The organism is Luteolibacter sp. SL250 (assembly GCF_026625605.1).
Classification (GTDB): domain Bacteria; phylum Verrucomicrobiota; class Verrucomicrobiia; order Verrucomicrobiales; family Akkermansiaceae; genus Luteolibacter.
Genome location: NZ_CP113054.1, coordinates 284,533 through 298,154 on the forward strand (window position 1 = coordinate 284,533; position 13,622 = coordinate 298,154).

The 13,622-nt window shown below is 63.9% G+C and carries 17 protein-coding genes; 8 read left to right on the plus strand and 9 right to left on the minus strand.

The genetic code is table 11. From position 1 onward, the window contains the following. Nucleotides 1–80: 80 nt before the first annotated feature. Nucleotides 81–1,031: a TIGR04222 domain-containing membrane protein gene (locus OVA24_RS01330; protein ID WP_267672723.1), complete on the minus strand. Its 951-nt coding sequence runs from the start codon at nt 1,029–1,031 to the stop codon at nt 81–83. Beyond that, nucleotides 1,028–1,489 (minus strand): glycine-rich domain-containing protein, encoded by a 462-nt coding sequence (locus OVA24_RS01335; protein WP_267672725.1) that lies wholly within the window; start codon nt 1,487–1,489, stop codon nt 1,028–1,030. Before OVA24_RS01335 ends, OVA24_RS01330 begins: the two co-directional genes overlap by 4 nt. A 244-nt stretch (nt 1,490–1,733) precedes the next feature. Between OVA24_RS01335 and OVA24_RS01340 the strand changes: the two genes are divergently transcribed. Next, the gene (locus OVA24_RS01340; protein ID WP_267672727.1) at nt 1,734–2,255 is read left to right on the plus strand and encodes a hypothetical protein; all 522 of its coding nucleotides are present in this window, start codon (nt 1,734–1,736) and stop codon (nt 2,253–2,255) included. Nucleotides 2,256–2,492: 237 nt separating this feature from the next. Here the strand turns inward: OVA24_RS01340 and OVA24_RS01345 are convergent, their stop codons facing one another. Further along, complete coding sequence (locus OVA24_RS01345; RefSeq protein ID WP_267672729.1) at nt 2,493–3,077, minus strand: GNAT family N-acetyltransferase; 585 nt, start codon at nt 3,075–3,077, stop codon at nt 2,493–2,495. A gap of 36 nt (nt 3,078–3,113) precedes the next feature. Between OVA24_RS01345 and OVA24_RS01350 the strand changes: the two genes are divergently transcribed. Next, nucleotides 3,114–3,740: a LamG domain-containing protein gene (locus tag OVA24_RS01350; RefSeq protein WP_267672732.1), complete on the plus strand. Its 627-nt coding sequence runs from the start codon at nt 3,114–3,116 to the stop codon at nt 3,738–3,740. A 6-nt stretch (nt 3,741–3,746) separates the two neighbouring features. Here the strand turns inward: OVA24_RS01350 and OVA24_RS01355 are convergent, their stop codons facing one another. Together OVA24_RS01355 and OVA24_RS01360 are read right to left on the minus strand one after the other, a co-directional pair. Beyond that, a complete protein-coding gene (locus OVA24_RS01355) occupies nt 3,747–4,109 on the minus strand; it encodes a putative quinol monooxygenase (protein ID WP_267672733.1) in 363 nt (120 codons plus the stop codon). Between the two features lie 63 nt (nt 4,110–4,172). Then, entirely contained in the window at nt 4,173–4,556 is a 384-nt protein-coding gene (locus OVA24_RS01360) for a hypothetical protein (protein WP_267672734.1), read from the minus strand. A gap of 147 nt (nt 4,557–4,703) precedes the next feature. Between OVA24_RS01360 and OVA24_RS01365 the strand changes: the two genes are divergently transcribed. Next, entirely contained in the window at nt 4,704–5,606 is a 903-nt protein-coding gene (locus tag OVA24_RS01365) for an endonuclease/exonuclease/phosphatase family protein (RefSeq protein ID WP_267672736.1), read from the plus strand. 295 nt (nt 5,607–5,901) lie between these two features. On the opposite strand, the gene OVA24_RS01370 is transcribed toward OVA24_RS01365, so the two are convergent. Then, nucleotides 5,902–6,225, minus strand: a complete 324-nt coding sequence (locus OVA24_RS01370; RefSeq protein WP_267672738.1) for a hypothetical protein — start codon at nt 6,223–6,225, stop codon at nt 5,902–5,904. Between the two features lie 106 nt (nt 6,226–6,331). On the opposite strand from OVA24_RS01370, the gene OVA24_RS01375 reads away from it, so the two are divergent. The 4 genes from OVA24_RS01375 (at nt 6,332) to OVA24_RS01390 (ending at nt 9,498) form a co-directional block, all read left to right on the plus strand. Next, nucleotides 6,332–7,414, plus strand: coding sequence for a mannose-1-phosphate guanylyltransferase (locus OVA24_RS01375; protein WP_267672740.1), 1,083 nt, complete (start codon nt 6,332–6,334; stop codon nt 7,412–7,414). 3 nt (nt 7,415–7,417) lie between these two features. Next, nucleotides 7,418–7,861, plus strand: a complete 444-nt coding sequence (gene ruvX / locus OVA24_RS01380) for a Holliday junction resolvase RuvX (RefSeq protein WP_267672742.1) — start codon at nt 7,418–7,420, stop codon at nt 7,859–7,861. Nucleotides 7,862–7,884: 23 nt separating this feature from the next. Next, the gene (gene truA, locus OVA24_RS01385) at nt 7,885–8,640 is read left to right on the plus strand and encodes a tRNA pseudouridine(38-40) synthase TruA (RefSeq protein WP_267672744.1); all 756 of its coding nucleotides are present in this window, start codon (nt 7,885–7,887) and stop codon (nt 8,638–8,640) included. A gap of 72 nt (nt 8,641–8,712) precedes the next feature. Continuing rightward, entirely contained in the window at nt 8,713–9,498 is a 786-nt protein-coding gene (locus OVA24_RS01390) for a helix-turn-helix domain-containing protein (RefSeq protein ID WP_267672747.1), read from the plus strand. Nucleotides 9,499–9,502: 4 nt separating this feature from the next. Here OVA24_RS01390 and OVA24_RS01395 read toward each other — a convergent pair whose 3' ends face one another. Then, nucleotides 9,503–9,955: a hypothetical protein gene (locus OVA24_RS01395; protein ID WP_267672748.1), complete on the minus strand. Its 453-nt coding sequence runs from the start codon at nt 9,953–9,955 to the stop codon at nt 9,503–9,505. A 145-nt stretch (nt 9,956–10,100) separates the two neighbouring features. On the opposite strand from OVA24_RS01395, the gene OVA24_RS01400 reads away from it, so the two are divergent. Beyond that, nucleotides 10,101–12,197, plus strand: a complete 2,097-nt coding sequence (locus OVA24_RS01400; RefSeq protein WP_267672749.1) for a M3 family metallopeptidase — start codon at nt 10,101–10,103, stop codon at nt 12,195–12,197. A gap of 13 nt (nt 12,198–12,210) precedes the next feature. Here OVA24_RS01400 and OVA24_RS01405 read toward each other — a convergent pair whose 3' ends face one another. Then, nucleotides 12,211–13,461 (minus strand): hypothetical protein, encoded by a 1,251-nt coding sequence (locus OVA24_RS01405; RefSeq protein ID WP_267672750.1) that lies wholly within the window; start codon nt 13,459–13,461, stop codon nt 12,211–12,213. Then, nucleotides 13,436–13,597 carry a hypothetical protein gene (locus OVA24_RS01410; protein WP_267672751.1) on the minus strand — a complete coding sequence of 54 codons (162 nt, stop codon included), beginning with the start codon at nt 13,595–13,597 and terminating at the stop codon, nt 13,436–13,438. Before OVA24_RS01410 ends, OVA24_RS01405 begins: the two co-directional genes overlap by 26 nt. Between the last annotated feature and the right edge of the window lie 25 nt (nt 13,598–13,622).

Here is a 13,622-nt window from a genome sequence, read left to right on the forward strand (position 1 = left end):
CCGGTCTCGGCCATCGTGAAGTTTCAAATGCCGCCTCCGGGGAACCGGGGGCGGTATTTGCGTTTCAGGAGAGTGAAGGATCAATCACCACCGCAACCTCCGCAGCCTCCTCCATCACCCCCGCCGCCGTCCCCTCCTCCGCTGGAGCAGCCGCTCGAGCAACCGGAGGTGCCTCCTCCATCGCTTCCGGCACCCGAGCGGCTCATGGTGGTGAGTTCCTTGCGGGTGACCTCGTCCATGGCGAGCAGGTGGTCGTAGCCGAAGGCCCCGGCCACACCCATGAGGGCCACCGTCTGGCTCAGCCCGGCGGAGTCTTTCACGACCCCATCCCGATGGCGCTCCCGCATGCCATCCAGTGTCCGTTCCCCGGCGGGAGTGAGGAATTTCCGCGAGCTCATCAGCCCGATGATCGTGAACAGGGTGACCACCATGCAGGCGACCAGCAGGATGATCGGCTTCTCGCGGTCCAGGCCGATCAGTAGCTTCATGCCGCCGATCATCATCAGGACCACGAGGGGCGAGATGCCCGCCACCTTCACCTGTGCCCGCTCGTTCGCGGTGGGGCGCAGGCCCATGATCGCCAGCCGGGACTCGATGCCCGCGATGGCCCGCGCGACGAGCGGCTCGACTTCGGAGGCAGGCATGCCTTTCTCACCCCGCTCGGCCGCCGCCTTGTGGATGAGGGATTCCGGACCGGTCATGTCGGGATGGCCACCATGTCCCGCCACCAGGGTGGGTCGGCCCCAGCGGGGCCTCCGCCACGTGAGATCGCGCCTTTCCAGCAGCCTCACCACGGCGAGCTGGGCACAACGCGGCACCCCACCCGCGAGGAATGCGGTCTCATACAGGTCCAGCGGCACGGGGGCCTGCGTTTCCGGCGCGGAGAAGTGTGAGAACTTCCTCCTCCGGTTCCACAATGCCCACACCAACGCTGCAATGTAGCAGCTCACATAAAACCCGAGAAACTCCGGACCTTGCCAGTCCAGCACGGGCACTTCACCGAGAACGGTGAACAACTTCGTAGCATTCATGATGAAAATTTCCTGATCAGACGGCCCAGCCACGCGGGGCGCGGCAGCAGCCAGAACGCGGCCGGATCGATCCACCGGCCCAGCCCGCTTTCCCTGCGTTTTCGCGCGGGAGATGGCCAGATGTCGGCGGGAGGTTCCTCGTGGAAAACGCGGCGGTAGCTTTCCAGCGTCCGTGCATACCAGTCCTCGAATTTCTCGTTCTCCGCGGATCCTCCCGTGGTCGGGCAGTGGTGGATTTCCTTTCCCAGCAGATCCCGGCAGAAATCATGCCAGTAGCTCTTGGTGTAAACGAGGTGCAGGTGCCACACCTGATCCACCACCTCCGGCGGTGAGACCGGATGCCCGGCAACTGCCGCCAGCCCCATGAAGCGCTTGTATTCCCGCACCGCCCTGCCGGCGAATGCGTGGGTCCATCCCTGTTCCCCCGCCAACCGCGAGGTGAATGGCAGTTGAGCCATCGGATCATCCAGTGCGAAACCCTCGATCCTTTCCAACAACTGCGATGCGTCGCTGTCGTCCAATCGGCTCCCACATAGCAGGCAGCCGTGCGCCCGCCAACCACTTTCGGCGACGGTTTTGTTACGCAATGTTCTGCCTTTCCGCATTCGTGCAATCCCCTATCCTGCCACCATGACCGGAAAGTCGTGCTGGTCCTGCTCGTCTTCGCAAAGTAAGTGAGAAAATTCCCAGTTCTCTTGCCATATGCCGACCACATCAAAGGTGAACGCTGACAAATTACAGGAAGCGCTCCTGAGCCTCAAAGATGGCGCGGGTTGTTGGGCCTTCATAGCAGGGTCCGGCACGGGTTCCATGGTTACGCTCGATTTCGGTGGCAAGGTGGCCAGGCTCCGTCCGCTGAAAAATCGCCACGTGTCCGAGGATGCGAGAAACTACAAGGGTGAATACTGCCTCTTCCTACAGCATTGTGCCTGGAGAATCGAATCAGCGGACGAAGTCATTTGTTCTTCCTCAAGCTCGAATCATCACGGCGGGCCAATGCTGCGGGGACTTCAACGCCTCATCGGCCAACGAGTTTCCGAAGCCACAGTCCATGCCCCTTCGTTCGATCTAGTGCTGCAATTCGGCAACGGCCTCCGGTTATCGATATTCTGTGTCGTGGGCATAGACGATTGGGATAATTACACGTTCCACACCGGTTCCCATATCTACGCTTCCACATACAATGGTCACCTCGAGGAATCCTTGCGAGATACCGTTTCCTGACCAGAACAGCTGCTGCCGAAGTGCAGTCTCCAGTAAGGAGGGTGGACACTCCTGTCCACCGGCGGCATTGGCGAACAAAGAAAGAGAAGTGTTCAGGGAGAAATTCCTCCCCGCCTTTGTGTTTCCTTTGCCGCCTTTGTGTCTTTGCGGTGAATCAATTCTGATTCGCCATTGCAGCCGGAGGACAGGAATGGAAGCGAAGCGGACATAGCGGCTCTGCCGCAATGTCCTCCCTCCTTACAGGAACTCCGGCGACAGCTTTGCCAGCCATCCGGCCAGCTCCGCGGCGCGTGGTGTCTCCGGGAGCCGGTCGAGGTCTTCCAGATCCCAGCGGAAGACGAGCTTGTAGCCGTCCCAGGTGCCGGCGGCTCCGCAGTCCAGCATCCAGTCGGCGGCCTGGCGGTTGTCCACCAGCGCGTATCCCACCAGTTCCTTCACCCCCGCGCGGAAGGCGGTGAGCCACATGAGGGCGAGCAACAAAGTGCCAATCCCCCGCCGCTGGTCGTCATCCAGCACCAGTGCGGAAATCTCCGCCTCCTCCGGCCGGTTCGCGTTGCGCCACCAGCTCGCGCCACCCATGGGCGGGAACTCCCGGGTCGGATCCAGCACCGTCCAGGTGACGTGCCGCATGGGATCCTGATCGAGGATGCGGTCGAGCATCGCGTCGCCGATGACCTCGCCGGTGTGCGTCCAGAAGCGGTTGTAGCGCGCCTCGTCCGACACCCGCCGATAGGCCTCCGCCAGACTGGCCCGGTCATCCGGCACGAGGGCGCGGATGACGACCGGTGTTCCGTCGCGGAGCTGGAGGTGCAGCGGGTTCATCTTTTCTCTTCCGCAGCATGGCTTATTCTCGCGGAAATGAAACGGAGAACTTGGATGATCCTCACCGCCGGGGCGCTGGTCGGAGCCTGTGAAAAGCGCGGCAACACGGCATCGCCTGAGGCCCCTGAAGACACCGCCTGGGTTCCCCTCACCGGAAAATGGATCGGCACGGAGGGGGGTGAGGTGACGGAGGAAAATGGCGTGCTCCAGCTACCCTTCGGCGAGCAACTCACCGCAGCGAAGTGGACAGGCGATCTTCCCGCCGCGCCTTTCGAGCTGGAATACGAAGCCCGCCGCGTGAATGGCACCGACTTCTTCGGTGCGGTCACCTTCCCCGCCCGGGGTGAGGACTGCGTCACCTTCATCATCGGTGGCTGGGGTGGCGGTTTGGTCGGCATTTCCTCGCTGGATGACCTGGATGCCGCCGAGAATGAAACCGGCAGCGCGATGCAGTTCGAAAACGGGAGATGGTATCGTGTCCGCCTGGCCTGCACATCGGACAAGATCGAGGCGTGGATCGACGGGGGGAAGGTGGTGGATGTCTCCACGGACAACCGGAAACTCTCCCTGCGCCCCGGGCCGATCTCGGCTTGCGCGCCGTTCGGCTTCGGCAGTTGGCAGAGCGCCGCGGAGATCCGCGGCGCCCGCTGGAAAAAACTCTGAGGCGATTTACTTCGGCAGGCCGCCCTGATGGACGAACCACGCCGGATTCAGGCCAGCGAGCGGTCCGCGCATCTTCGCCAACTCGCCCTCGGGGCCGTGGATCTCCAGCCGCACCAGGGTGGAGATGGAGAGCGCCTTTTTCAGCAGGTCATCCACATTCTGCAGGTGGTTCAGCGCGGCGTCGCCATCGGTGTAGGCCTCGCGGCAGAACGCCTGGTCACCGTTCAGGGTGAAGTCGTAGTAAAGGCAGCCTTCCTCGGTGGATGTCCGCTCGATGAACGCGGGGAATCCGGCGGTGAATTCCTCCACCTTGCCCGGATGGATCTGGAAGTAGGGATGCAGGGAGACGGCGGTGGATAGGGAACTCATGGTCCCTCCAACCTCAACCGCCCGGGGCCTGAGGCCAAGCGGGAAATAGCGTTCGGCGTCGCCTCAATCCACGCGTTCGCGGACCCGCTGGACGGGATCGTCCTTCCACATGAACAGCGCCTTGATGATGTGCTGGAGGTCGCTCTTCTGGTGCATCTCCCGCTGGATCTCGATGTTCGCCTTGTCGATGACATCCGGCTCGTAGTCACGGGCCTCCAGCGAGCCGAGAAGCGGGTCATGCCCCGCCTTCAGGCTGCCAAGGAGTTGCTCCACATCCGCGTGCAGCCGCTCGACATGCTCGCAGAGCCGCAGGGCTTCCTGGGCAAGCGCGCCGTCCGGTGCGGACGAGGCTGCCGCCAGGCGGCGGACACGGGAACTGAGGTCCAGCCATTCGGGGGAAAGGTCACGGGTCACTTCGGAACTGGCTTCGTGTAGATTGACAGTCATTATCCAGAATATCCGCCGAACGGGCGGTTTGCAAGTTGCCGGGGAAATTTTCCGTTAGACCGCATTCCCCCTTTCCAGATCTGAGAATGGGATGAGAGTGGGGCCGGGTCCGTGATGAGAAAAGGTGTGATTCTTCCCTGCCTGTTGATGGCGTTGATTTTGTGTGGATCCTGCCGCCGCCGGGAAGCGGCGCAAGTGCCGAAGGCGGTGCCTGTCCGGGAAGACGGGAAAATCGAGATCCTGGCGGCCACCTTCAACATCCGGAACGAGAACGCGCGCGATCCGGGCGAGAGGGCATGGCTCCGCCGGGTGGCGAATGCCGTGCGACTCATCCGGCGCATCCAACCGGACGTGATGGGCATGCAGGAACTCACCCACGGCCAGGCGGCGGACCTGCGCGCCTCGCTCCCGGACTACGAATTTTTCGGTGTCGGTCGGGAGAACGGGCGGACGCAGGGTGAATATGCAGGCATTTTCTACCGGCAGGACCGCTTTTCCCGCGACCGTGCGGAGGGAGGCACCTACTGGCTGTCCGGCACTCCGGAAAAGCCGGGTTCCGCCACCTGGGGGAACACCCTGCCGCGAATCGCCACCTGGACGCGGCTGGTCGATCTGGCGACCGGCAGGGGCGTCTATGTGGTGAACACCCACTTCGACCACCAGCACCAAGGGTCCCGGGAGCAGGCGGCGGTTTTCATCGCCAGCCGGATCGACGGGCGGAGGCACCCGGAAGAACCGGTGATCCTGTTGGGCGACTTCAACGCGGTCGAAACCAACCCCGCGATCTATTACCTCCGCGGCGTCTCCGCGAACCTCGCCGGAAGCCGGAAGCAATGGAAAGGCGGCATGACCGATACCTTCCGCATGCTGCATCCCTCCGGCACCTCCCCGAAGACCCTCCACCTGTGGGGCCGGAAGGACGCCGGGTGGAAGGTGGACCACATTTTCGTCTCGAAGGGCGCGCAGGTCACGGAGGCAGGAGCGGTGTTGGAGCCGCCTCCCTACTCGTCGGACCACTTCCCCGTCATCGCGAGGGTGGTTTTCCCGTAGCTAGGGGAAGTTCCGCGTATCTCCAGAGTCCGTATTTCGTGGGATCCTCCGCAGACGCGGAAGCGTCATGGAGTGCGGCGGTCCTCCGCCGCTATCAGTCGGAGGTTTGATCTCCCCCGGATTGAAAACTCTGTCCGCAGTCCCGTAGCCCGCATCATTTCCCTACGATGTGCATCCTCCCCCAAAGCGGCGGAGGGCCGCCGCACTCCATGACGCTGCCGCGCCTATGGCATTCCATGCGTACGTGGAAGCTCACCAGGGTTGGAGGCTCACCCCCGCGTCGAGAGTGTGAAATTCAGAGCAGTCCCTGCTCGCGGAGTTCCTCCTCCACCGGATCGATGTCCGGGGTGCCGATGCCTGCGTCGCGGATGCGCTGGATCTTGCGGCGGACGCCCAGCTTGCTGCGCGGACCGGTGACGAGGCCTTTCACGCCGCCGAAGGCGAATGGAAGGAGGGCCGCCACGCCGGCGGCGGCCAGACCGATGCCCACGCCGCGGCGACCGCTGCGGTGCATGAGATCCCCGAGAAGGAAACCGGCGGCCGCGCCCAGCAGGGCAGGTGCGGTCAGCGCGCTGGTCTCAATCCAAACTGGGGTCGTGTCGGTGTGCTCGTCAGCCATGGGGGAGAGTTAACCCCAACCCGGCCTTCCGACAACTCCGGAAAAAGCAAATCGCCACGGATTCCCGCTTTTCCACCATCCCCCGATTCCCTAGCGTCCCGCCGACATGCCTTCGCCCCAAGATACGTACGCCCTCATTCTGGCTGGTGGTTCCGGCACCCGCTTCTGGCCCCTGAGCAGGAACAACAAGCCGAAGCAGCTCCTGGATCTCTTCAACAACGGCACCCTGCTTGCCCAGACGGTCGCCCGCCTCGAGGGCCTCGTCCCGATCGAGAACATCCTCATCCTCACCAACGCCCAGCAGGTGGAAGGCGTGCGTGAGGCGGTCCCGACGCTGCCGGCGGAGAACATTTTCGCTGAACCGGCGAAGCGTGACACCGCACCGGCCGTGGCGCTCGGCATCGGCCTCATCGCCGCGCGGAATCCGGAGGCGGTCATGATGGTGCTTCCGGCCGACCAGCTCATCCAGGACGTGGATGCCTACCAGGCGGTGATGCGGGACGCCCTGGCCACCGCGGAAAAGGCGGACGGCCTGGTAACCATCGGCCTGCGCCCCACCTGGGCCTGTCCATCCTACGGCTACATCGAGCGTGGCGAACGCGCCTCCATCGTCGGGCTGGTCTGCGAGCATTCGCCGTTCGAGGTGAAGCGCTTCCGCGAGAAGCCGAACCCGGAACTGGCGGAGCAATTCCTCGCCGCGGGCGGATTTTCCTGGAATGCCGGCATGTTCGTCTGGTCCCTGCCCACCGTCATCAACCAGTTGGTGAAGCACTCCCCGCAGCTCGCCGGATTCATTTCCGAAATCCGCCGCTCGAAGGACATCCCGGCCACCGTGGAGGCCCAGTTCCCGAAGCTGACCCCCATCTCCATCGACTACGCGCTCATGGAAAGCGCGGACCGCGTGCTGAACATCGAAGCCACCTTCGACTGGGACGACGTCGGTTCATGGATCTCCGTGGCCAGCTACCTCCAGGAGTCGAAGAACAACAACCGCGTCAACCAGCCGGTGTCCGAGCTGGATTCGGAGAACAACATCGTCTTCAACGCGCGCAAAGGCACCCACATCGCGCTGCTCGGCGTGGATGACCTCATCGTCGTCCAGACGGATGACGCCCTCCTCATCGCCAACCGCCACCAGGCGGACGCGATCAAGAAGCTGTCCGACCTGCTGCCTCCGGAACTCCTCTGAACCATGCTGGACCCATCCGATCCGCAAAGCCCGCATCCCGCCCTCGGGATCGATCATGGCGACGCGCGGATCGGCATCGCCGCAACGGATGACTTCGGCATCCTGGCCCATCCGGTGGAAACCATCGACCGGGCGAAGACGGATCCCGTCGAGCGCATCGTCCAGCTCGCGGCGTTGCGGAAGATCAGGACCCTGGTCGTCGGCCTCCCGTTGCGGATGGATGGCGGTGAGGGCGCTTCCTCCATCAAGGTCCGCAAGTTCGCCAAGGAACTCCGCGAGCGCCTTCCGGACATCCCGGTGGTCTTTGTCGATGAAACGCTGACGACCTCCTCCGCCTCCGCGAAGCTGCGCGAGGCGGGAAAGAAGGCGAAGAACCAGAAAGGCATCATCGACCAGGCCGCGGCGGTGGAAATCCTGAACTCATGGATGGAATACGGAGGCCTGTAACCGCCCTATTTTTCCGGAACATCATGCGCCTGAAACTCACCATCGCTTACGACGGACGTGCCCTGAACGGCTGGCAGTCCCAGGTCTGCGGCAACACCGTGCAGGACCTCATCGAAAAGGCGATGGAAGAGGTCGCGAAAAAGCCGGTCCGGCTCCACGGCGCGGGCCGGACGGATGCCGGGGTGCATGCGCTCGGCCAGACCGCGCATTTCGATGCGCCGCCGGAACTCTCGATGAACCCGTTCAACTGGGTGCCCGCGCTGAACACGAAGCTGCCCGCCAGCGTGCGCGTGATGGAATGCGTGGAGGTGGACGCGGAGTTCCACGCCCGCTTTTCCGCCACGGGAAAGATCTACCGCTACGACATCTGCACGGACCCGGTCCTGCCGCCGCTCAAGGCCGGGACGGCATGGCACATCCCGCGTCTGTTCGATGCCGGAGTGCTGGGTGAAGCGCTGGCCCTTTTCGTCGGCAGGCATGATTTCCATGCCTTCGCCGCGTACCGTGGCAACGAGCTGCCGGACACGGACTACACCCGCACCATCCACGCCGCGGATCTGGAAACGCTGGCGGATGGCTACCGCATCACCTGGAAAGGCGACGGCTTCCTCTACAAGATGGTCCGCCTGATGACCGGTGCCGCCCTCCATGCGGCGGGCGGCAGGATGCGACTCGATGACCTTGCGGCCATGCTCGACCAGCCCGCAGGCCTGCCGCTCGGCAAATCCCCTCTCTGCGCCCCCTCCGACGGACTTTTCCTCCAGGAAGTCCTCTATTGAGCGGACGGCGACAGTTGTAACCCTGGCTGAATCTTCTTGGATGAACCCTTTGCAAGGGATAGTCCTGCCAGAGTGAGTAACGCCACCCCGGAGCCGTTGCTGGGCGAGGAGGATATCCGCGCTATTGTCCGTCTGCTTGGTGAGGTGATCGCCATGCGAGGGGATATCAACGCGTGCCGCAGGCGCCTGATGGAAGGCCTGTGCCAGATTGTCGGTGCGGATTCGTGGGTATGGTGCATGGCGGATATCGAGCCGGGAAGGCGTCTCGGCCACACCGGCATCCTGCATGGAGGCTTCGACGACGAGCGATTCTCATCCTTCCTGCAGGCTCTCAATCACCCTTGCCAGAGCGACGCCACCCGCAAGATCGCCTCCGAACTGGAGGAGCATAAGAGCCACATCACCCGGAGCCTCCATCAGATGGAGGATCCGCGATATCCGGTGCTGAAGTCAGATGCAGGTCCGTTCTGGGAGAAGGCGGATGTCGGGACGGTGATGGTATCACTCCGTCCCATTGAGTCCGGCGGAGCCACCGGCATCGGCATCTACCGCCGCAAGAATCGTCCGGATTTTGACAGCCGGGAGGTTCGCATCGCCCACATCCTCCTCACGGAGGTTCCATGGTTGCACTACGAGAAATTTCCCGAAAAGAAGGTCATCGGCAGCCTCTATCCCCGCCTCAGGACGGTACTGAACCTCCTTTGCGACGGATGGGACCGGAAGAAAACCGCAGCCCATCTGGGGATCAGCCTCCAGACGGTGAACGGCTATGTGAAGGAGATCTTCCGCCACTTCGAGGTTCACTCGCAGGCAGAGCTGATCGCCCGGTTCGGGAAAGGGGATGGCGGGGACCGGTGACGGATCAGTACACGTATTCCTGGTCGCCCTGTGCCTCCGCATGCCGCTGGCCGGCGGCGGAGGAATGCGGCAGGGACGCTTCAAATGCCTCGAAGGCGCGGGTGAAGGACCTTTCCGCCACCTTGTCGCGGCCGATCAATGGCGCGCCCGCCGCCCTGCCCTCACCTTCGGCGATGACAGTCCGGCCTTCGGTCAGGCGGATGTTGGTGTCGGTGTTGATCGGTCCTTCGCTGATCCCGAAATCGAGGCGCATGTCACCCGAGCCATGGCGCACCGGCAGGTAGCCCTGGCTGCGCAGGCTGCCATCCACGCTGGAGATGTAGGACCGTTCGCGGTCGGACAGCTTGGCCGGCATGCCCACCGTGACCTGGCTCCGCTCCGGTGTGAATTCCGTGCGTGTCGCGCAGGAGGGAAGAAGGGCCGCGGCGGTGGCGAGCAGGAGGAGAGGGAGCTTCATGGCCCGGATTGCTACGGCGGTGGGCCGGTATTTTCAAGAAGCGTTGTGAACCGGTGGCTCCGGGAAGCTCCAAAGGAAATCGACAAACCGGAATCCTCGCGGAGAATGGCTGGGAACCCTCCTCCCAGTCCCTTTTCCAAGAATCATGAATCCGTTTCTCGCTCCCGATTTCCACGTCCGCTGGTCCACGCTCGTCCCGGAGGCGGTGGAGCCTGACATCCGCCTGGGACTGGAGATCGCCAGGAACAACATCGCGAAGGTCTGTGAGGTCGGCGCGGATGAAGCCACCTATGAAAACACCTTCCTCGCGCTCGAGGAAGCCAGCACCGCACTCAACCACGGTTGGGGACGACTGAACCATCTGGACTCCGTGTCGGACAACCCGGCCCAGCGGGAAGCGCTGAACAAGATGCTGCCGGAGGTGACGGATTTCTATTCCTCCATCGCGCTCAACGACAAGCTGTGGGCCGTGCTGAAGGCCTATGGCGAGAGTGACGCCGCCGCGCGGCTCGACCCGGTCCGCCACCGCCATGTGGAGGAAACGCTGGCGGATTTCCGCCAATCCGGCGCGGACCTGCCGGAGGCGGAGAAGAAGCGCATCGCGGAGATCGAGGCAGAGCTTTCCAAACTGACCAAGGAATACTCGGAGCATGTGCTGGACTCCACCAACGCATGGGACCTGGTGATCGATGACGAAGTGAAGCTGGACGGCCTGCCGGACTCCGCGAAGGCGGGTGCGCTGGCGAATGCCAAAGCGAAAGGCGTGGCGGCCGATGACAAGCCCGCGTGGCGCTTCACGCTCCAGTTCCCCTCCATGTTCCCCGTCATGCAGCACCTGCATGACGACTCCATCCGCAGGCAGGTGTGGGAGGCCTCCTCGAAGGTGGGCGGCTATGGCGAATACGACAACACCTCGCTGGTCTGGAAGATCCTGCAACTGCGGCAGGAAAAGGCGGCCATCCTCGGCCAGAAGCACTTCGCGGACCTCACGCTGCTGCGCCGCATGGCACGCACCGGGGAGTCCGCGCTCGGCTTCATCGAGAACCTGCACGAGAGGGTGAAGCCCGCGTTCCTCGCGGAGTACCGCCAGCTCGCCGCGTTCAAGGCGGCGAAGACCGGGGAGCCGGAAGGCCCGCTGGAACCCTGGCAGGTCGCCTACTGGGCGGAGCGCCAGCGGAAGGAGAACTACGATCTGGATGACGAGGCGCTGCGGCCCTATTTCCCCGTGGACGGGGTCATGGCGGGCATGTTCGAGATCGCGACCAAGCTGTTCGGCATCACCATCAAAAAGCTGGAGTCCGTGTACTATGAGCCGGGCACCGCGCCAGAGAAGAAGGGTGATGCGGTGGAGGTCTGGCACCCGGAGGTCGCCTTCTATGAAATCCATGACGCGGAAACGGGAGCGCACCTCGGCTCGTTCTACGCGGACTGGCACCCGCGCGAGTCGAAGCGCGGCGGCGCGTGGATGAACTCCCTGCACACTGGCGGAGAAGGCGAGCCGCACCTGGGCCTCATCATCGGCAACATGAGCCCGCCCGTGGACGGGAACCCCGCCCTGCTGACGCACAATGAAGTCGAGACCATTTTCCATGAATTCGGCCACCTGCTGCACGGCCTGCTGAGTGACGTGCCGGTGAAGTCGCTCGCCGGGACGAACGTGGCGTGGGACTTCGTCGAGCTGCCGTCGCAGATCATGGAGAACTTCTGCTGGGACCGGGAATCGCTCGACCTTTTCGCCCGCCACCATGAAACCGGCGCGCCGATCCCGAAGGAACTCTTCGACAAGATGATCGCGGCGAAGAACTACATGAGTGGCTCCGGCTTCATGCGCCAGCTCGGCTTCGCCAAGGCGGACCTGGAACTGCACATCCATCTGGACCGCTACGCGGGCAAGGATCTGGACGAGGTGGACCGGGAGATCCTCGCGGACTACCGCGCGCCGCTGAAGACGGACGCCCCGTCCATGATGCGGCGCTTCGGCCACCTTTTCAGCAGCCCCACCGGCTATGCCGCGGGCTACTATTCCTACAAGTGGGCGGAGGTGCTGGACGCGGACGCCTTCACCCGCTTCCAGAAGGAAGGCATCCTCAACGGCGAGACCGGCCGCGCCTTCCGCGAGCACGTCCTGAGCAAGGGGAACTCCCTCGCTCCGGATGAACTCTACCGCCGCTTCATGGGCCGGGATCCGGAACTGGAGCCGCTGCTTGTCCGCGCGGGCCTCGCGGAGCCGGTGCTGGCATGATGCTGCCGTCCTTTCAACCGGTGACCAGGGCCTTCGCCCTGGCCCGGAAGAACGTCTGCATGGCCACGATGAATGCCTCCGGGCTCCTTGGCATGTCAGCGCGGAGAACCATCAGGCGGCCCCCGGCATCCCAGTAGCAGGCGAGGATCGGTGGTCCTCCTTCAGACACGCCTTCCCTGCGGATGGCGGCGGCCAGCGTCGGAGCCTCACGCAGGTCCTCGGATTTCGGCGCGACGATGAAAAGCGTCTTCTCCCGCCATCCCGGCTTGAGAAAGTGGTGGATCTCCCACTCCACGCCCGGGGTGCTGTCCGCGACCAGAAGCACATGGTCCGCCTTGTTGGCGATCTCCGCCACCTTGTCCTTCCACGTGTCATGGGTGCAATAGACCCGCGCCGCCCCGAACGGCAGGTTCTTCTCGCCGGGGTTCCCCAACGCCAGCGCCGGGCCGTAGCGGCTGAAGCCCTCGATGAGGAAATGGTCGAGCCGCCGCCCGCGGATGCCCGGGGAAAAGACCGCCCGCCACAGCCGGGGGAAAAACCCGCGCTCCGGCAGCCGCACCTGATCATCCTGGAAGGACCGCAGGAACAGGATCGGCGGCCGCCCGTCCCGCTCCACTTGGTCTGCGTAGGAGGCCCGTGAAAACCACCGCGCCGCGCTGCGGAAAAGACTCTGCGTGCCCCCGGTGACCAAGGCCAGCAGCAGCAGGGCCAGGACCTGCAGCGTGACCTCGCCGATGCCATGCGTCTGGAGAAAGACCGGGAACAGGCAGATCACCAGGAAGCCCAGCACCGCCAGGATCATCGTCCCCGCCCAGAGGGCCAGGGATGAGGAATAGGTCAGCAAGTCCGCGACCACCATCCGCCAGAAGGACCGCTTGAGGCCCGGCCAGACCACGAAAACCTCCCTCAGGAAACCGGCGAACGAACGGATCGGCGGGCTCGGGCGGGCGATTTCCCTGCCCGCCGGGCCGAGGCGCGCCGTCTGCAGACCCGCCCACAGGAACGGCAGCGCCAGCACGGTGATGGCCCCGAAGACCAGCGCGTAACTCTGCGCGTCCTTCGTCTGCCAGACATACGGGACGACGGTCCACAACGTCGGCCCGGCGACGATGCCAAGAAACAGCACCCCCACCCCCGGCCTCATCGTCAGCGCTGAAAAAGTCAGCCCCAGGTAGGAAACGAGATAGAGGAACGCCGTCCCGGCCAGCCAGCCCCAGAATTTTCCCCCTCCGGGAAGGTCAGGAAAGAAGTACTGGATGAACATCCACGCCACCAGCGTGGCTGCCGAAGAAACAGACCACCCGCGCAAGCTCACGGATGAAAGACACCGCCCGGTACGCGCGGGCCGGTGCCATCAGCTCGATCTCGCGGAACTGCCCCGTTCCATCTGCCTCCTTCATCGCTGCCATTCCAGTCAGGGCAAGT